Annotated in this window: 16 protein-coding genes; 11 read left to right on the forward strand and 5 right to left on the reverse strand. The window is 66.6% G+C overall.

From position 1 onward, the window contains the following. Positions 1 to 18 precede the first annotated feature (18 nt). The 6 genes from QFZ40_RS02490 (at position 19) to QFZ40_RS02515 (ending at position 4,268) form a co-directional block, all read left to right on the forward strand. Entirely contained in the window at positions 19 to 1,218 is a 1,200-nt protein-coding gene (locus tag QFZ40_RS02490) for a TadA family conjugal transfer-associated ATPase (protein ID WP_306906796.1), read from the forward strand. Beyond that, entirely contained in the window at positions 1,215 to 2,093 is an 879-nt protein-coding gene (locus QFZ40_RS02495; RefSeq protein WP_306902667.1) for a type II secretion system F family protein, read from the forward strand. The genes QFZ40_RS02490 and QFZ40_RS02495 overlap by 4 nt, the downstream gene beginning before the upstream one ends. After that, the gene (locus tag QFZ40_RS02500) at positions 2,090 to 2,728 is read left to right on the forward strand and encodes a type II secretion system F family protein (RefSeq protein WP_306902668.1); all 639 of its coding nucleotides are present in this window, start codon (positions 2,090 to 2,092) and stop codon (positions 2,726 to 2,728) included. Before QFZ40_RS02495 ends, QFZ40_RS02500 begins: the two co-directional genes overlap by 4 nt. 357 nt (positions 2,729 to 3,085) lie before the next feature. Then, positions 3,086 to 3,358: a DUF4244 domain-containing protein gene (locus QFZ40_RS02505; protein ID WP_306906797.1), complete on the forward strand. Its 273-nt coding sequence runs from the start codon at positions 3,086 to 3,088 to the stop codon at positions 3,356 to 3,358. A gap of 89 nt (positions 3,359 to 3,447) precedes the next feature. Then, positions 3,448 to 3,912, forward strand: coding sequence for a TadE family type IV pilus minor pilin (locus tag QFZ40_RS02510; RefSeq protein WP_306902669.1), 465 nt, complete (start codon positions 3,448 to 3,450; stop codon positions 3,910 to 3,912). Next, positions 3,909 to 4,268 (forward strand): Rv3654c family TadE-like protein, encoded by a 360-nt coding sequence (locus QFZ40_RS02515; RefSeq protein WP_306902670.1) that lies wholly within the window; start codon positions 3,909 to 3,911, stop codon positions 4,266 to 4,268. Before QFZ40_RS02510 ends, QFZ40_RS02515 begins: the two co-directional genes overlap by 4 nt. Here the strand turns inward: QFZ40_RS02515 and QFZ40_RS02520 are convergent. Together QFZ40_RS02520 and QFZ40_RS02525 are read right to left on the reverse strand one after the other, a co-directional pair. After that, the gene (locus QFZ40_RS02520) at positions 4,265 to 6,637 is read right to left on the reverse strand and encodes a DEAD/DEAH box helicase (protein ID WP_306902671.1); all 2,373 of its coding nucleotides are present in this window, start codon (positions 6,635 to 6,637) and stop codon (positions 4,265 to 4,267) included. The genes QFZ40_RS02515 and QFZ40_RS02520 overlap by 4 nt on opposite strands. A gap of 97 nt (positions 6,638 to 6,734) precedes the next feature. Then, positions 6,735 to 7,427 (reverse strand): GNAT family N-acetyltransferase, encoded by a 693-nt coding sequence (locus QFZ40_RS02525; protein ID WP_306902672.1) that lies wholly within the window; start codon positions 7,425 to 7,427, stop codon positions 6,735 to 6,737. Between the two features lie 103 nt (positions 7,428 to 7,530). On the opposite strand from QFZ40_RS02525, the gene trhO reads away from it, so the two are divergent. Next, positions 7,531 to 8,424 carry an oxygen-dependent tRNA uridine(34) hydroxylase TrhO gene (gene trhO, locus QFZ40_RS02530; RefSeq protein WP_306902673.1) on the forward strand — a complete coding sequence of 298 codons (894 nt, stop codon included), beginning with the start codon at positions 7,531 to 7,533 and terminating at the stop codon, positions 8,422 to 8,424. A 38-nt stretch (positions 8,425 to 8,462) separates the two neighbouring features. Here trhO and QFZ40_RS02535 read toward each other — a convergent pair whose 3' ends face one another. From QFZ40_RS02535 to srmL, 3 genes are all read right to left on the reverse strand, one after another. Then, positions 8,463 to 9,062 carry a hypothetical protein gene (locus QFZ40_RS02535; protein WP_306902674.1) on the reverse strand — a complete coding sequence of 200 codons (600 nt, stop codon included), beginning with the start codon at positions 9,060 to 9,062 and terminating at the stop codon, positions 8,463 to 8,465. 130 nt (positions 9,063 to 9,192) lie between these two features. Further along, positions 9,193 to 9,630: a hypothetical protein gene (locus QFZ40_RS02540; protein WP_306902675.1), complete on the reverse strand. Its 438-nt coding sequence runs from the start codon at positions 9,628 to 9,630 to the stop codon at positions 9,193 to 9,195. Between the two features lie 35 nt (positions 9,631 to 9,665). Further along, positions 9,666 to 10,823 carry a PheS-related mystery ligase SrmL gene (srmL, locus tag QFZ40_RS02545; RefSeq protein ID WP_306902676.1) on the reverse strand — a complete coding sequence of 386 codons (1,158 nt, stop codon included), beginning with the start codon at positions 10,821 to 10,823 and terminating at the stop codon, positions 9,666 to 9,668. A gap of 261 nt (positions 10,824 to 11,084) precedes the next feature. Between srmL and QFZ40_RS02550 the strand changes: the two genes are divergently transcribed. The 4 genes from QFZ40_RS02550 to topA all read left to right on the forward strand — a co-directional run bounded on the left by QFZ40_RS02550 (position 11,085) and on the right by topA (position 17,259). After that, positions 11,085 to 11,861 carry a MerR family transcriptional regulator gene (locus tag QFZ40_RS02550; RefSeq protein WP_306902677.1) on the forward strand — a complete coding sequence of 259 codons (777 nt, stop codon included), beginning with the start codon at positions 11,085 to 11,087 and terminating at the stop codon, positions 11,859 to 11,861. A gap of 79 nt (positions 11,862 to 11,940) precedes the next feature. After that, positions 11,941 to 13,611, forward strand: coding sequence for a DUF7059 domain-containing protein (locus QFZ40_RS02555; protein WP_306902678.1), 1,671 nt, complete (start codon positions 11,941 to 11,943; stop codon positions 13,609 to 13,611). Positions 13,612 to 13,678: 67 nt separating this feature from the next. After that, positions 13,679 to 14,392 (forward strand): ArsR/SmtB family transcription factor, encoded by a 714-nt coding sequence (locus tag QFZ40_RS02560; RefSeq protein WP_306902679.1) that lies wholly within the window; start codon positions 13,679 to 13,681, stop codon positions 14,390 to 14,392. Between the two features lie 137 nt (positions 14,393 to 14,529). Next, positions 14,530 to 17,259, forward strand: coding sequence for a type I DNA topoisomerase (gene topA, locus QFZ40_RS02565; RefSeq protein ID WP_306902680.1), 2,730 nt, complete (start codon positions 14,530 to 14,532; stop codon positions 17,257 to 17,259). The last annotated feature ends 70 nt before the right edge of the window (positions 17,260 to 17,329 follow it).

Below are 17,329 nucleotides of genomic sequence, written 5' to 3' on the forward strand. Positions count from 1 at the left end.
GCTGCTCCGGCAGCGGCCATGCGCCGGCGCCAGGCACGGGCATTGGACCCCCGCATCCTGGATGCAGGGTTGCTGGAGTCTGTCCGCGAATCAGTGATGGCGGACGCCGGACCGGTCACCCCGTCACGGGTGGCCGCTGCCGTCCAGGCCACCGGCAAACTGCTGGGAACCGCCGGCTCCCTGGCAGCCGTGGAGCGGATCAGTGCCGAGCTCAACGGGCTGGGACCCCTGCAGGAACTGACCCGCGACCTGTCTGTCACGGACATCTTTGTCAACGCACCGGACTCTGTATGGGTTGACAGGGGCCAGGGGATCGAACGCACCGGGATCGCTTTCGCGAGCGAAGCACAGTTGCGGGCGCTGGCGTCCCGGCTTGTCGCGGCGGGCGGGAGGCGGCTGGATGACGGCGCTCCCTGTGTCGACGTCAGGCTCGTCGGCGGTTACCGCGTCCACGCAGTGCTGCCGCCGATTTCAACCGCCGGCACGCTGCTCAGCGTCCGGATCCGGCGTGAACACGTGTTCAGCATGGACGAGCTCCGGACCGGCGGCATGTTCGGCGGAATTGTCCAGGACGTGCTTGAGCGCGTGGTGGAGCATCGGCTGAGCTTCCTCATCAGCGGGGCCACCGGTTCCGGCAAAACGACGCTGCTTTCCACGCTGCTGGGCCTGTGCTCTCCCGCGGAACGGCTGGTTTTGATTGAGGACGCCTCCGAGCTGAACCCGGTCCACCCGCATGTCGTGTCGTTGGAATCCCGGCACGGGAACCTGGAGGGAGGAGGCGAAGTGGATCTGGGCGAGCTGGTCCGTCAGGCTTTGCGCATGCGCCCCGACAGGCTCGTGGTCGGCGAATGCCGCGGCGCCGAGGTCCGGGAACTCCTCACAGCCATGAACACCGGCCACACCGGCGGAGGGGGAACCATCCACGCGAACACCGCCACCGCGGTGCCGGCGCGCCTGACTGCGCTGGGAGCATTGGCAGGTCTGGGGCCGGATGCGGTAAGGCTTCAGGCGTCCAGCGCCCTCGACGTCGTCATCCACGTGGAGAGGTCCGCGCAAGGCCGTCACATCGCCTGCATCGGCGTGGTGGACGACGGACCCGGCGGCCTCGCCGTCGTTCCCGCGCTGGAGAGCAGAAGCGGCGCGCTCAGCCACGGTCCCGCGTGGGCTTCGCTGGTTGCCCGGCTCGGGCTCCCGGATCTGTCAGGAGCCGCCGCATGAGCATTCTTCTGGTCCTGGCACTGGGTCTGGCCGTATTCCTGGTCATGACCCCGCCTGGCGGAACCATGCGGCGCTTCCGCAGGGCCGCGGCCGGCAGCGGCGGGGACCGCATCAGCCCGGACAGCAGGCCTCGCGGCGGAGGACATTATTCTGCCGGCGGTGCTCCCCGCAGGTTGGCTTTGCCGGTAGCTACGGGCCGGGGCGCCACCAGTATTTCCATGACTCTCGTGGTGCAACAGCTCGCCGCTCTGCTGAAGGGCGGCCGTACTCCGGCGAGGCTCTGGGAAGAGTTGTGTGTTGTCTATATCTCCGGCCCGGAGATCGGGTCGACGGGACTGGAGGGGATTCCGGCGCGCCCGCGGGGGTCAGAGCGTGCGGTACCGGGACGAACGGGCCGCCCGGCGCTTAGCGCCGGCTCGGCAACCCTGCTTGGCGCAGCCCGGTCTGCCGCTTTCCGTGGCTCGCCCGTGTCCGAGGCCATCAGGATCACAGCCCCACACGCTTTTCCGCGACTCAACGCGAAAGAGCCGCGGATCTGGTTTGAACTTGCTGCGTGCTTTGACATTGCCGAGGCCAGCGGCTGCCCGCTGGCCGACGTCCTGACCCGGTTCGCCTCCCAACTCGAGGTGGAGGACGACGCCGAGGCCGCGCGGCAGACAGCCCTTGCGGGCCCGAAAGCCACAGTCCGCCTGCTGACGTGGCTTCCATTGATGGGCCTTGGCTTGGGGATTGCCCTGGGCGTGGATCCGCTGGCTGTTCTGTTAGGAACGCCGCTCGGGTTGGCCGCGATGGGCGCGGGTGCAGTCCTGACCGCTGCGGGGCGGATCTGGTCCTGCCGTTTGGTCAGTGCTGCCACCGGCGCGGGCGTGACATGACGGACGCCTTCCTGCCCGGGCTGGTCCTCATGGCCTTGCTGGCCGGCGCGTCTTACCTGTTCCTGGCGGATCATGGCCAGGTGCGGAAGCGGCTGCGTAATCTGCAGACCAGGCAGGCATTCGGCCGGTCCGAGGCCGACCAGCAGCACGCCGAGCGCCCCTATTCACTGCCAGCACGCCGCTCCGGAGGGGGCGTTCACGGGCTGCGTGACAGCGCCATGATGCTGGAACTCGTGGCCGCGATGCTCGATGCCGGGTCCGGCATCGGCCGGTCCCTGGAGCTCGTGGCAGCCGCAGCGTCAAGCGATTACGGCAAGTCCCTTCGTCCTGTCGTGTCGGCGCTAGCCATCGGCGCCGATTGGGAGACGGCCTGGCGAAGCTCTGAAGTACGCCTGCCGGAGATCCTGGAATTGAGGGACGCGCTCGGTTTCGCCGCCATGACCGGTGCCCCGTCCTCAGCCATTCTTTATGCCCAGGCCGCCAGGCTCCGCCGCGAGAGGTTCCGGGCAGCTGAGAAACGGGCAGCCTCACTTGGGGTGAAGCTGGTCATTCCCCTCGGGCTGTGTTCGCTTCCTGCCTTCATCTGCCTGGGTGTGGTCCCTGTGCTTCTTGCACTGGTCCCCTCCGGAACCTGAACGCCTCCAAGGCTGGCTCCCTTCAGCGCGCGCGGCGCCTTTAGTCCTGCAGCCATCCAATTCATCTGTCATCGGAATGGCCTCGCCGGGGGGCGGGCCCAGTGCCTGCTCACGGCCCTCTGCGCCCGCCCGGACCAGGAGCACCGAGAGCCGTCCCAGCTCTGGCGGCCAGTTGACCTGACCGCTCCTCCACAGCCCGGTTCAGCTCCGCTTTTTCCACTTAGGACACGTCAGCGCTTACCGCCTCGTGCGGCGGCGGGAAGAGTCGAAGCAGCCGGCAACAGGCCGGACGACAGAAAGGAACACATCATGACGAGCAACCCTAACAACCTGAGCGCCGCGCCGGACTCCCGTCGTATGCCCGAGGCCGAGGAACGGCCCACCCCGGCCCAAACGAAGGAGGCCGGAGGTCGCGGTAACGTGGTTGAGATCTACCCCGGTGCCAGCAGCAGGCGGCTCCGTCGCAGGATGCGGACCAGGGGCAGGGAGGCCGGAATGGCCACCGCTGAATACGCCATAGCCACCCTGGCGGCTGTGGGATTTGCCGGGCTGCTCGTTTTCATCCTGCGCAGCGACGAAGTACGTGGCTTCCTGCTGAATCTCATCCGCACGGCGCTGGCCTTGCCGTGAACGCTGCACCGGTCTTCTCCTGCAGGTTCCTCCGCCCGTGGGAGGAACCTGCAGCAGGAGTAGGCGCCCCCTGCAGCGACCATGGCCGCATGGACGGCGACTGCGGGGACCGCGGCTGCAGGCACCGTGCTAAAAGTAACCGTGGCTGCCTGCACCACGCGCCGGGAAGCGCCCGCGGGGCCGTGACGGCGGAGTTCGCGGTTGCACTGCCGGCGGTCCTCCTGCTCCTGGCGTTACTGCTGGGTGGCGCTGCAGCGGGAGTCACGCAGCTCCGGTTGGAAGAGGCGGCTAGGGCAGGCGCCAGGGCTTTGGCGCGCGGAGAGGAGGCGGGCACAGTGGAGGGGATTGTCAGGACGCTGGCCGGAGCTTCTGCCACTTCGGCTGTAGTGGCCGACGGCGAATGGCTTAGCGTTACCGTGTCCGACCGCACGGGCGGCCCGCTGGGAGCAGCTATCCCCTGGACGCTGAGCGCCCGGTCTTCTACCCGAACCGAGACAGCAGTTGCCTTGCCACTGCCAGGTCGCCCCACTTCCCTACCCGGGGCGGCGGGATGACGGGCCGGGGCCGGGATCACTCGGAGCGGGGCTCGGGTACCGTCCTCGCGGCAGGACTCGCCATGGTGCTGATCCTGGCGATGGCGCTGATGCTTATGCTGGCGCAGTCCGCAGTGATGGCCAGCAGGGCGGCCTCAGCAGCGGATCTCGCGGCTCTTGCCGCTGCCGATGCCCTGCGCGGACTTACCTCCGGCGAACCCTGCGCTGTGGCCGCGGAGGTGGCCGGCCGCCATGCGGCCACGCTCACTGGCTGTACCGAGGGAGCAGGCCAGACTATCGAAGTCCGGACCGAGCTCCTGTCCCGGACCGTGCTCGGTGCTGCCAGGGGCCAAGCGCGTGCCGGGCCACCGCCCTAGCTTGGATCAGCCTCGCTTGGAGGCCCCTCGACAGCGTCCTTGAGCAGGACATCGAGCAGGGTGACCGCGGCCGCCTTGTCCAGCGGATTGTTCTTGTTGCCGCATTTGGGGGACTGCACACAGGACGGGCAGCCGGATTCGCATTCGCAGGCTTCGATGGCGTCCCGCGTCGCGGAAAGCCACACCTTGGCCTTATCGAAGCCTCGCTCGGCGAAGCCCGCTCCGCCAGGGTGCCCGTCATACACAAAAATGGTGGGCACCCCGGTATCGGCATGGATGGCCGTGGATACTCCGCCGATGTCCCAGCGGTCGCTTGACGCCACCAGCGGTAACAGGCCGATCGCCGCGTGTTCAGCGGCATGCAGAGCTCCCGGGAACTGAGCCTCGATGAGCCCGGCGCCGGTCAGGGAACGGTTTTCCACGACAAACCAGACGGCTTTAGTGAAAAGTTCCCTGGCTCCCAGCTCCAGCGGCTCCTCGCCCAGGATCTCATTCGAAATCAGCGCCTTGCGCTGGAAGGAAATCACCTGCGTTGTCACTTTTACGTCGCCGAAGTGGACCGCAACATCGCCCCACTGGACCGTCCGCTGCGTCTCCAGCACTTCGATCTGGGTCACGTCCCGGGCGGTGGTGTAGTAGTCAGGGTTGGCGCGGCGGACCACCACACAGTGATCATCTTCGTTGAGGTCCTCCACGACATAGCTGTCGCCCTGGTGGACGTATACCGCCCCCCGGTGTGCCTGGTAGTGGGTCTGGGGCGAGCCCATGGTTCCCAGCAGGGAGCCGGTGTCGGCGTCAACAATGCTGACCGGCCCACCGCCGTCTGCCCTCAGGTTCACCATTGCCGCAGCGCTCTGGGAATGCGTCCAGAACCAGCCAGCGGGACGCCGGCGAAGATAGCCCTGGTCCACGAGCTGTCCGAGCAGTTTCTCTGCTGTGCTGCCGAACAGCCCGAGTTCGGCCACGCCCAAGGGGAGCTCGGCTGCCGCAGCGCATAGATGGGGTCCGAGCACATAAGGATTGGAGGGATCGAACACCGTTGCCTCAACCGAGACATCGAAAATCGCCTCGGGATGGTTCACCAAATAGGTGTCCAGCGGATCATCACTGGCCACAAACGCGGCGATGGCGTCCTGGCCGGCCCGGCCCGCCCGGCCTATTTGCTGGAACAGCGATGCCCTGGTACCCGGCCAGCCTGCCACCAGTACGGCATCCAGCCCGGAGATGTCAATCCCCAGCTCCAGGGCGGAGGTGCTGGAGACCCCCAACAGCTCGCCGGAACGCAAGGACCGTTCCAGGGCGCGCCGCTCTTCCGGCAGGTAGCCGGACCGGTAGGCGGCCACCCGCTGCGGCAGGCTTGGATCCACCTCGTCCAGAAGACGTTTGGTGATCGACGAGATGGTTTCCGCTCCCCGCCGCGACTTGATGAATGCGATGGTCCGGATCCGGGAGGAGACGAGGTTGGCGAGCAGGTCAGCCGTTTCAGCCACCGCCGTGCGCCGCTCCCTGGCACCATTTTCGCCCTTGACCTCCGTCAGGCTGGGCTCCCAGAAGGCCACAGTGGTCGAGCCGTGCGGGGAGCAGTCCTCCGCGACTGCCCGTACGGGCGCTCCGATCAGCCGCCCGAAAGACGTGGCAGGCTCCGAGGCCGTGGCCGATGCCGCGATGAATACCGGCTCCGGGTAGGACGTTCCTGCACCGTAATACGCACAGATCCGCCGAAGCCGTCGCATCAGGTTGGCTATATGAGAGCCGAACACCCCGCGGTAGCTGTGGGCTTCATCCACGATTACGTACCTGAGCCTGCGGAAGAATCCAGCCCACCAGGCGTGGTTGGGCAGGATGCCGAAGTGGAGCATATCCGGGTTGGCAAGTATGAAGTTGGCGTGGTCCCGGATCCAGCGGCGGGAGGCCGGGTCGGTATCGCCGTCGTAGGTCTCCGCGCGGACCGTTGGCAGCTTGAGCGAGCGGATGGCCGCGAGCTGGTCTGCGGCGAGAGCCTTGGTGGGGGAGAGATAGAGTGTCACGGCGCCGTCGTCGTGGATTTTTCCGGGCTCGGACAGGACCCGGAGCTCAGAGCGGTGGATGGCGTCCAGTGCCGGCAATTGGTACGCCAGGGATTTTCCAGAGGCCGTGCCGGTGGCGATGACCACATGCTCGCCGTCATGGGCAAGGTCTGCGGCCCGGATCTGGTGACGGTACGGCTCGTGGATGCCCACAGAACTGTAAGCGGCAACCAGATCGGGATGCACCCAGGCCGGCCACGCCTCATGTACGGCCAGGCGGGCAGGAATCGTGCGGACATGACGCAGCTGTTCCGGATCCGGGCCGCGGCCCAGCAAGGGAATCAGGGAGTCATGGGGGTTCACCCCAACATTCTTTCACCCGGCCAGAAATCGGCCCCACGTCACGGGCTCCGGATCACGGATCCAGCATCACACCGGGTGGATCATCCGCCCGTCCTGGTTAGACGACGGAAAGATCGGACCCCTCGTCGGAAGCGGACAGCATCAGTACCCGGCAGACAGTTGACCAGCCCAGGTGCGAATACAGCTTCTGCCCGTCCAGGGAGGCCAGCAACAGGCCGTTCTCCACGTCATGCTCGAAAGCCTGGGCCGCCAGCGCCTTCATAATGAAGCTGCCCAGACCGCGGCGTTGGAAGGCCGGTTCGGTGACGATCTTGTCGAAGATGGCCGTCCTGCCCACCACATAGACCCTGCCGCTGGCTGCAACACTCTCACCGGACCAGACCACTGCGTGGTGCACACCGTTCGACTCGGAAGTGGTGATTGAGAGGTCGTCGTCGGCGAGCCAGGGATCTTCCGCATCCTGGGTTTCCATGTCCACGATCATCATCGCCTGTGAGGCGGACGTGACGTTCAGCCGGTACTTCTCGGCCAGTTGGGTGTAACGGGCGAGGTCGTTGCTCAGAATGGTCAGGATCCTCGCCGGAGCTTCGGTGGCCTTTGCCGCCAGGGCCGCGAACTCGTCGTCGGAAGGGTCGTGGGCGAAATACTCCCACTCCCCGGTGGTATCAGCCCGAAGGGCAGCGGGAAAGCGGCCCTCGGTGGCAGTCTGGTATCCGCGGCAGCCGGCCCAGCCGGCCACCCATACTTCAAGAAGGCGGGTGATATCTCCAACCATGGCGTCCGGACTCATGTGATGAGACTATTCCAGCCCCGTCACAAGCAACAGTGTTTCGCTGCAGTGATGTATGCCCCTTATGCAATTGTGATGCGGGCAAGCCAGTACCCTTAAATACGTGGCTTTGAACCGAATTGTGCTCTTTTACGGCTTTACCCCCATCCCGGATCCGGACGCGGTGCGGCTCTGGCAGTGCGCCCTCTGCGAAAAGCTCGGGCTGACCGGACGCATTCTCATTTCCAAGGACGGCATCAACGCCACCGTCGGCGGCGAGATCGGTGCCGTCAAGCAATACGTGAAAACCACCCGCGAGTACAAGGGCTTCCACGGCGTCGACGTCAAATGGTCCGACGGCGGCGCGGAGGACTTTCCCCGCCTCAGCGTTAAGGTCCGGGATGAGATTGTCTCCTTTGGCGCACCGGGGGAACTGAAGGTCGATGCCCAGGGCGTGGTGGGTGGAGGAAAGCACCTCAAGCCCGAAGAGCTACATGAACTGGTGGAGGCCAGGAAGCAGGCCGGCGAGGACGTGGTCTTCTTTGACGGCCGCAACGCGTTCGAGGCCCAGATCGGCCGATTCAAGGACGCCGTGGTCCCGGACGTGGCCACCACCCACGACTTCATCAAGGAACTCGACTCCGGTAAATACGACGCCCTCAAGGACAAGCCGGTGGTCACCTACTGCACCGGCGGCATCCGCTGCGAAGTACTCTCCAGCCTGATGGTGAACAGGGGCTTCCGGGAGGTTTACCAGCTCGACGGCGGCATAGTCCGGTACGGGGAGACCTTCAAGGACCAGGGCCTGTGGGAGGGCTCGCTGTACGTCTTCGACAAGCGCATGCACCTCGAGTTCAGCGAGGAAGCCAAGACCATCGGCGAATGTGTTCGGTGCTCGGCGCCCACCAGCAAATTCGAGAACTGCTCCAACGCCAGCTGCCGCACCCTCACGCTGTACTGCAGCGAATGTGCCTCAAGCCCGGAAACGCTGCGCTGCCCGGAAGGCTGCGCCGCCTGACGTCGGGCAAGGTGACCGGGCAAGGGGACTGATGGGCATCAAAGCCGGGTCAGCCTGATGGCATAGTTGGCCGGATACCGTGCCTCCACATGGAAAGTCAGCGCGGACGGCCTCGACAAGTAAATGACATTCTCCCGGGTTGGTCCGCATCGCAGTCCCAGATCCACCAGGGTGTATTCCTCGGTGCGGACAGTGAAGGTGACCCGCCGCTGACTCCTGCAGACCAGGGCCAGCGCGTACGTTCCGATCGGCAGGTTTTCCGCCTTTTCCATCCGGATTTCCCCCGCATTCAGCACGCCGGAGCTGACGTGGATGACCTCCCGTTCAGTATCGGGCAGTGCCTCCTGGAGCCAGCTGCCCATTTCAGCCCCGCTGACCGGCTCGTCTTCCAGGGATTCATTGGTGAAACTCGGATCCGGAACGGCCGGCGCCGCCGAGCTGCCAGGGTCAGAACGGGCCCGGCCGTCGTCGTAACTGTACTCACACGCCGTCAGAGATCCTCCGGCCACCAGCGCGCCGGCCGCCCACAGTACGACGGCGGTCCGCACCCGGGAGCCCGGCCCCGGCGTCCCGGGCGGGCATGAGCCACGGAGGGGAACCGCATTGCGGCGCGAAGGCGCCCCCTGGCTGGCGGGCATATTTCGACTGTAGGCCCGGCAATGACGGTAAGCCAGAGGTGTACCTACCCTAGGCAGGACTAGGGGTATCGGGGTCTTCAGGGGCGGCGATAGGGGCGGCTTGGGAGCCTGCGACCGCTTTCTCCGGCCGCTACCCGGCCGCCACGAGCTGGTAGGCATAAAGCAGGGGCGCATCCACGCTGGAAGCACTGATTTCCAGCGGTCCCGCTTGCGTAAGCGTGACCCTCACGCTCTCGCGGCTGCCGTAGCAGGCTGCCCCGAGATCCACTACCTCACGTCCGCCGGAGGTAACCGAGAGGAAAGCCTTGCCGCCGCCCTCGCACGTCAGCGTCAGCGTGTAGCTGCCAGCCGGCACATTCTTGGTATGAACCACGGGCTGGGCGTTGAGGATCTTACCGGAATCCTCCGCCACGGTTCCTCCGGTAGAGGGTAGTGCAGTGGCCTGCCAGGCAGGCACATCCGCGTTCTCCACCGAGAGCTGCTGGGCGCAACCGGAAACAGCCAGCACGAGGGCGGCAGCAGCAACCGCGGCGAGGGCGCGCGGACAGGAAGGAAGGACCAGAGCCATGCCTCCAACTTACCCGGCAAAATCTCCTGCCCTTGCTACCCGGCGATCAGCTCCGGCACCTCGCCCTGGTGCAGTGCCACATAGACACGGTCCCGTAGCGCATTGGCCTCCTGGTCCGTCAGGGTCCGGTCCAGCGGCTGCAGCACGAGCCGGACCAGCACATTCACCTGGCCGGGAGCAATACGCAGGCGTTCGACGGCGGCCGGCGGCAGGTCAGCCGCCGGGGTCACTGTCCTGACCTGCAGGGCGGCGAGCATGTCAGCGTCCGCCCCCAATGCCGTGCGGGCCAGGTCGCCAAGGAGTTCGACGTCGGCCCCCGCTTCCGAGGACAGGACCAGCGAGAGGTCGCGCCGGATTTCCGGCATGGTCGAGACCGGACGGTACGGGGACAGGTCCAGCAGCTGGGCCTGGACTTCCGGGTTGCGTGAGCGCAGGAGCCGGATATCCGTGATTCCCTTCCGCAGCATCAGCGCCCGGTCCAGCCCCATTCCGAGGGCAAGGCCCGCCCAGCGGCGGGGATCCAGGCCTGATCCACGCAGCACCGACGCGGCCACCAGGCCGCACTCCGCCAGTTCCAGCCATTCGCTGCGCCCGCCGGGCTGGCTGACCAGCACGTCCAACTGCATTCCTGCCGCGGTGTAGCTGTGCCGGGCCGGGGTGGCGCGCCACCGGACACCCGGATGCTCGGACGCGGGCAGCACAGCTTCCACAATGGCGGCCATCATGGCGTCCAGGTCGGACGGACCCAGGAGCCCCCGTGCCCTGAGCCGCCAAAGATCCACTTGGTGCGGTGCGCCCACGTGGGTGCGGTCGATCGCGTCCCGGCGGTATACGAGGCCCGGAAGAACATGAAGCCGGTCGTAGTGGCCCAGCTCGCCGCGGAGCGAATCCAGCAGCGCCGGGATGCCCGCGGACGTGTGGCTCCGGAGCATCACTGTGGGACTCACATGCCGGGAATAACGGGAGTCCCTTGTAACGTCGTCGGGCGAGTATCCCAGCCGGTCATAGTTGTCAGCGGTGGCCACGAGCGGGTTCAGCCGGTGGGTCACTGAAGGCACTGCCCAGAGCCGTTCCAGTGCTGCGACGACGTCGGCGAGGAGCAGTTGCATGGCGTGCGGGCCGGCATCAGGATCGGATAGGTCGCGCAGGGAAAGGGCGGCGTTGAGCTGGGAGAGGGAAAGGTAGTTCGTCATGTCGGGGTCCTTGGGGGTGTATCAGGTACGGGGAGGGTCAACACCCTCAGCCGCTGCGCCGGACGGACCCCGGCAGCACATTCAGGCGCGCGATGGGAAGCCCGTGCGGCCGGTAAGCGGCCGAGGGCTGATAAATCGCTGCTCTGTGTGCATGCGTCCATGATACGACGCAGCCACGGGAGCCTCTCTTGACCTTGACGCTACGTCAACATTTAGAGTCTGAGTATCAGCCATGAAATAGGGCCCGGGAAGGAGGACGCCGTGGACTGGTCCATCCAGGACATCGCCAGGATCGCCGGCACCACCAGCAGGACGCTACGCCACTACGACGACATCGGCCTGCTCAAACCCAGCCGCACCGGACACAACGGCTACCGGTACTACAACCAGGCAGCGCTCGTTCAGCTCCAGCGCATCCTGCTCCTCCGCGGACTGGGGCTGGGCCTGCCGGTGATCAGCCAGGTCCTCGACGACGAGACGGACGCAGCCAAGGCGCTCACCGGGCATCTGGAATGGCTGAAGCAGGAACAGGAGAGGCTGGCGCGGCAGATCGCGTCAGTCACGCAAACCATCGAAGCAGTGAAAGGAGGTGGCGAAATCATGGCGGAAGACATGTTCGACGGTTTCGACCACACGCAGTACAAGGACGAGGTGGAGGAACGCTGGGGTAAGGACGCCTACGCCAAGGGGGATTCCTGGTGGCGCGGAATGAGCGCCGATGAGAAGGCAGCGTGGAAGCAACGCCAGCAGAAACTGGGCGAGGACTGGATCGCCGCGGCACAGGCCGGCGTCGGGCCTGACAGCGCAGCGGCGCAGGAGATTGCCAAGCGGCACGTCGAGTGGCTGACGGACATCCCGGGTACGCCCGCCTATGGTGCCGCCGCCGAAGAGGGCGGCAGCGCGCGTATCAAGGCGTACGTCACGGGCCTCGGCGAGATGTACGTTGCCGATCCGCGGTTCGCAGCCAACTACGGCGGCCAGGACGGGGCGGCCTTCGTCCGGGACGCGCTCGCAGTGTACGCCGAGCAGAACCTGTAGCTCGCGCCGCCACAACCGGTCAGGGCGGCCGGCTGCCGGGCGGAATACATCCGGCAGCGGCCGCCAATAGACTTGGCCGGTGACTGATTCCACGCATTTTTCGGCCGGCAACACCCCCGACGCCCCCCGCAGCGACCTCCCCGGACTGCTCACGTCCCTTGCTACTGACCTGCGCGGCGTGGACTACACGCTCGACGGCGTGGCCGGCCTCCTGGGCGACTCCGCCAACCGCGCGCTGAACCGGGACCAGATCATCCCCGCCCTCATCGCCACTGAAACCGCCGCCCGGGGCGAGGCAGCCGACGCTGCGCTCGCCGCCGTCGTCCGCCTCTGGCTCCTGGCAGTACCGCAAACGCAGGAAACGCTCGACGCCGCCCTTCCGGGAATCGGGGCAGGCGGCCTCCTGGAGCTGGGCCTCATTGAACCCGTGCCCGGCTCCGGGATGCTGGCCGCGAAGGCGGACCTGCGGCCCTACGGGTGGGAGGCGGATACCGCCACAGCGGCTGAGGGCAACAGCGGGGCCGAGCTCTGGGTGGCGAGCGACCTCGCCGCGCACCAACAGGCAGGCGTGCTCCGGTACGACCACGTGCTGGGGATCGGGCAGGCCTCCACCACGCTGGTTCAGGCCACCGTCCGACGGCGGGTGAGCAGGGCCCTGGACGTCGGCACCGGCTGCGGGATCCAGTCCTTCCACCTGCTGCACCACGCCAGACACGTCACCGCGACGGACATCTCGGAGCGGGCGCTGGCCTTCACTCGCTTCAACCTGCTCCTGAATGCCGACGCCCTGCACCTGGACCCGGACCGTCTCGAGGACCGGGTGAGCCTGCGCCTCGGGTCGCTGCTGGAACCCGTGGCCGGAGAAGAGTTTGACCTCGTGGTCTCCAACCCGCCCTTCGTGATCACGCCGCGCAGCTTCGGCGAGGAGGTCACGGACCAGTTCACCTATCGGGACGGCGGCCTGCCCGGCGACGAAATAGTCGCCTCCCTCGTGGCCGCCCTGCCCGGAGTCCTGGCCTCGGGCGGGACCGCTCAGCTCCTGGGCAACTGGGAGATTCCCGCCGGGAAGCCGTGGTCGGAGCGGCCGCAGGGCTGGGTCGGACCGGACGTGGATGCATGGTTCATCCAGCGCGAGCAGGTGGACCCGGAGCAGTACGCCGAGACGTGGCTGCAGGACGCCTCCCAGTCACGCGACTGTCGGCACTACCAGGACACCTACGCCGCCTACCTGGCCGATTTCGCGTCCCGCGACGTGGAGGGGATCGGCTTCGGCATGGTCTGGCTGCGGCGCCCGCCTGTTCCCGCGCCGGGCGGCGCCGTCAGGCGGGCCGCCATCAGCCGGTTCGAAGAAATCACGCACCCCATCGAACAACCCGTCGGGCCGCACCTGGGCGCCGCCGTCGAACGTTCAGACTGGCTGGCCTCCAACAGCCTGGAGGACGCGCACCTGCTGGTGGCCGACGACGTCACCGAGGAACGCCACCAGCGCCCAGGTGCGGAGCACCCGGGCGTGATCCTGCTTCGCCAGGGAGCCGGGCTGCGCCGGACCAACCTGCTCAGCACGGAGCTCGCCGGGTTTGTCTCGGCCTGCGACGGGGACCTTTCCGTGGGGCAGATCATCGGCGCCCTCGCCGCGCTGCTGGGCGGCAGCCTGGCGGGGGAGGAAGGGTTCGACGGCGGCGCGTTCCGGACCGGGCTGCTCACCGAGGTGGCGAACCTGGTGCGCGACGGCTTCCTGCTGCCTGAGTGATTCCGTTCGCCGGGAGCGATGTCAAGCGTTTCCTTCACAGCTGGCGGGTGCTGGCTACACTGGAGCCGTGAACACCGAATCCGCAGGAACTCCGGCCGTTGGCACCGCCGCTGCGGGCACGCGGCGGAACCGGGCCGGGACCACAGTGGAAATCACCGACCCCAAAGCCATCCGGGCGCTGGCACACGCTGCCCGGCTGGAGGTCATCTCCGAGCTCTATTCCACCCAGCTCGGCCGCACCGCCACCGAGCTCGCGGTCCAGACCGGGCTGACCCCCAGCGCCATGAGCTACCACCTGCGGGCATTGCAGAAGTGGGGCATCGTGGCGCCGGCCGAGGCGTCAGGGGATGCCCGGGAGCGGCGCTGGAAAGCAGCGGGAACCGACTTCACCATCAACTCCGGCGGGGGACCCGCCAGCCCCCAGTTCGCTGTCCTGGACCTGGAACTCGATGCGTTCCGCCGCCGGGCCCGCGCCTACGCCCGGGCCCGTGATGAGCGCCACGTCAGCCGAGCGCCGGTGGAGGCGCCGACCGAGGCGCCCACCGCCGTCGTCCTTGCCAGCAGCCTGTTGTACCTCACCCGCGAACAGCAGGCGGAACTGACCGAACGCCTGTTCTCCCTGCTCAACGAGTACGAGCTGCAGGATCCGCACCGGATTCCCGCAGGAGCCGAAAGGATGGCAGCCATGTGGTCGCTGATTCCCGATGACCGTCCGGTCCCGGCGCCCGGAGTTGCCGGTGCGGCCGAAAGCGCCGCCGACGACACTCCGGGTGCTGTGTAAACGACAGAAATCCGGCGCCTCACCATGGTACGAAAAGCCGTATGTTTTCCACAGGAATGCGCACAATTGACCAAAATATGGTGAACTAGGCCAGTATGGGCTCATCTGCCCGAGCAACCTTTTTCTGTAGGAGCACCGTGCCAAGCAAGGCCAAAACCGGCAAGAAACTCGTGATCGTGGAGTCTCCGGCCAAGAGCAAGACCATCGCCAAGTACCTGGGCGAGGGTTTCATCGTAGAGGCCTCCATCGGTCACATCCGCGACCTGCCGCAGCCGTCCGAACTCCCCGCGGAGCTGAAGAAAACCTCCGTAGGCAAGTTCGCCGTCGATATCGACAACGACTTCAAGCCGTACTACGTCGTGTCGCCGGACAAGAAGAAAAAGGTGGCCGAACTCAAGGCCCAGCTCAAAGATGCTGACGCTCTTTATCTCGCAACCGATGGGGACCGCGAGGGCGAGGCCATCGCGTGGCACCTGCTGGAAGTACTCAAGCCCAAGGTCCCCGTCTACCGGATGACGTTCGGCGAAATCACCAAGGAAGCCATCCACCGCGCCATGGACAACCTGCGCGACGTGGATTCCGCGCTGGTCGACGCCCAGGAAACCCGCCGGGTACTGGACCGCCTGTACGGCTACGAGATTTCCCCCGTCCTTTGGCGCAAGGTGGCCCGGGGCCTGTCCGCAGGCCGGGTGCAGTCAGTGGTCACCCGCATGGTGGTGGACCGTGAACGGGAACGCATGGCCTTCAAGGCGGCGTCCTACTGGGATCTCACCGGCCAGTTCGGCGCCGGTTCGGGCTCTTTCAAAGCGAAGCTGGCCGCCGTTGACGGCGCCAAGGTGGCCACCGGCCGTGACTTCAACGACGACGGCGTCCTTACCTCGCGCAACGTCGCCCACCTTAACGAGGAACTGGCCACCTCGCTGGCCGCCGGCCTGCAGGACGTCTCGTTCACTGTCCGGTCAGTTGACACCAAGCCGTACACGCGCCGCCCCGCCGCGCCGTTCACCACTTCCACACTGCAGCAGGAGGCCGGCCGCAAGCTGCGCTTCTCGTCTAAGAGCACCATGCAGGTGGCCCAGCGGCTGTATGAAAACGGCTACATCACCTATATGCGTACGGACTCCTCCGCCCTGAGCGATGAGGCCGTCACCGCCGCCCGCCGGCAGGCCTCGGAGCTGTACGGCCCCGAGTACATCCCGGCGTCGCCGCGCGTCTACACCAGCAAGGCCGCGAACGCGCAGGAAGCCCACGAGGCCATCCGCCCCGCCGGTGACTCGTTCCGCACGCCTGCCCAGGTGGCCAAGCAGCTCTCGGGGGACGAGTTCCGCCTGTACGAGCTGATCTGGAAGCGCACCGTCGCCTCCCAGATGGGTGACGCCAAGGGCTCGACGGCGACCATCCGCCTGGGCGCGGTGGCAGCGGACGGCCGGGACGCCGAATTCTCCGCCTCTGGCACTGTCATCACCTTCCCCGGCTTCTTGGCCGCCTATGAGGAAGGCAAGGACGAAACCCGTGGCGATGAGGACTCCGAGGAGACCCGCCGGCTGCCGAACGTTGCCAAGGGCGATGCCCTGACGGCGTCGGACATCCTCGCCGTGGGCCATGAGACCTCGCCGCCGCCCCGCTTCACTGAAGCCTCGCTGACAGCGGAGCTGGAGAAGAAGGGCATCGGGCGCCCGTCCACGTATGCCTCCACCATCTCCACCATCCAGGACCGCGGCTACGTGCGGAAACAGGGCTCGGCCCTGGTCCCGAGCTGGATCGCGTTCTCCGTGATCCGCCTGCTGGAGCAGCACTTCACCGACTACGTGGACTACGAATTCACCGCTGACATGGAAGGCGACCTGGACAAGATCGCCAACGGCCAGGCCGTCGGCGCCTCCTGGCTTCGGCACTTCTACTTCGGGGAAGACTCCGATCCGGGCCTGCTCAGCATCGTCAACAACCTGGGCGAGATCGACGCGCGGGAAATCAACTCGATCCCCATCACCGACGAGATCACGCTTCGCGTGGGCAAATTTGGTCCCTATCTTGAGAGTTCAGCCGCCACCGTTGACCCCAAGACCGGCGAGATCATCGAGTCCTCGCGCGCCAACGTTCCCGAAGACCTGGCCCCGGATGAACTGACCGCAGCCAAAGCCAAAGAGCTGATGGAAACAGCGGCACCGGAAGAACGCGTGCTGGGCGCCGATCCGCACACCGGTCACACCGTCGTGGCCAAGAACGGCCGCTACGGCGCCTATGTCACGGAGATCATCCCCGAGATGACCGATGAACAGCTGGCCAACCAGCCCGTGGAGTACTACAAGAACGGTAAGCCCAAGCCGCCGAAGAAGCCCGTCAAGGCCAAGCCGCGCACCGGCTCGCTGTTCGCGTCCATGTCTGTCGATTCCGTCACCCTGGATGAGGCCCTGCAGCTCATGAGCCTGCCCCGCGTGCTGGGCGAGGACGCCGAAGGCAACCTCATCACCGTGCAGAACGGCCGGTTTGGCCCGTACCTGAAGAAGGGCACGGACTCCCGCTCGATCGGCTCCGAAGAGGAGATCTTCACGATCACCCTGGAGCAGGCCCTGGAAATCTACTCCCAGCCCAAGCAGCGCGGTGCCCGTGCTGCTGTGCCGCCGCTGGCTGAGTTCGGTCCGGACCCCGTGTCGGAAAAGAACATCGTGGTGAAGGAGGGCCGCTTCGGTCCCTACATCACCGACGGCGTCACCAACATCACCGTCCCCCGCACCACCTCACTGGAGGAACTGACGCGGGAACGCGCCGTCGAACTGCTCGCCGAAAAACGGGCGAAGGGTCCGGTCAAGCGGACCACCACCGCCCGCAAGGCACCGCCCAAGAAGAAGGCCGCGGCCAAGAAGTAGGCGCTCCGGCGCCGAGTTCGCTGGAACGGTGCGAGTTCGCCGGAACGTTCCAGCGATCCCGCACCGTTCG

The organism is Arthrobacter pascens, from assembly GCF_030816475.1.
GTDB classification, from domain to species: Bacteria; Actinomycetota; Actinomycetes; order Actinomycetales; family Micrococcaceae; genus Arthrobacter; species Arthrobacter pascens_B.

What these genes read in the sequence shown, in the direction of transcription:
- QFZ40_RS02540 (WP_306902675.1), bottom strand. Translation starts at nt 9,630, where the DNA reads ATGGCTCTGGTCCTTCCTTCCTGTCCGCGCGCCCTCGCCGCGGTTGCT.
- QFZ40_RS02515 (WP_306902670.1), top strand. Translation starts at nt 3,909, where the DNA reads ATGACGGGCCGGGGCCGGGATCACTCGGAGCGGGGCTCGGGTACCGTC.
- QFZ40_RS02500 (WP_306902668.1), top strand. Translation starts at nt 2,090, where the DNA reads ATGACGGACGCCTTCCTGCCCGGGCTGGTCCTCATGGCCTTGCTGGCC.
- QFZ40_RS02495 (WP_306902667.1), top strand. Translation starts at nt 1,215, where the DNA reads ATGAGCATTCTTCTGGTCCTGGCACTGGGTCTGGCCGTATTCCTGGTC.
- QFZ40_RS02510 (WP_306902669.1), top strand. Translation starts at nt 3,448, where the DNA reads ATGGACGGCGACTGCGGGGACCGCGGCTGCAGGCACCGTGCTAAAAGT.
- QFZ40_RS02505 (WP_306906797.1), top strand. Translation starts at nt 3,086, where the DNA reads ATGCCCGAGGCCGAGGAACGGCCCACCCCGGCCCAAACGAAGGAGGCC.
- QFZ40_RS02535 (WP_306902674.1), bottom strand. Translation starts at nt 9,062, where the DNA reads ATGCCCGCCAGCCAGGGGGCGCCTTCGCGCCGCAATGCGGTTCCCCTC.
- srmL (WP_306902676.1), bottom strand. Translation starts at nt 10,823, where the DNA reads ATGACGAACTACCTTTCCCTCTCCCAGCTCAACGCCGCCCTTTCCCTG.
- QFZ40_RS02490 (WP_306906796.1), top strand. Translation starts at nt 19, where the DNA reads ATGCGCCGGCGCCAGGCACGGGCATTGGACCCCCGCATCCTGGATGCA.
- QFZ40_RS02525 (WP_306902672.1), bottom strand. Translation starts at nt 7,427, where the DNA reads ATGAGTCCGGACGCCATGGTTGGAGATATCACCCGCCTTCTTGAAGTA.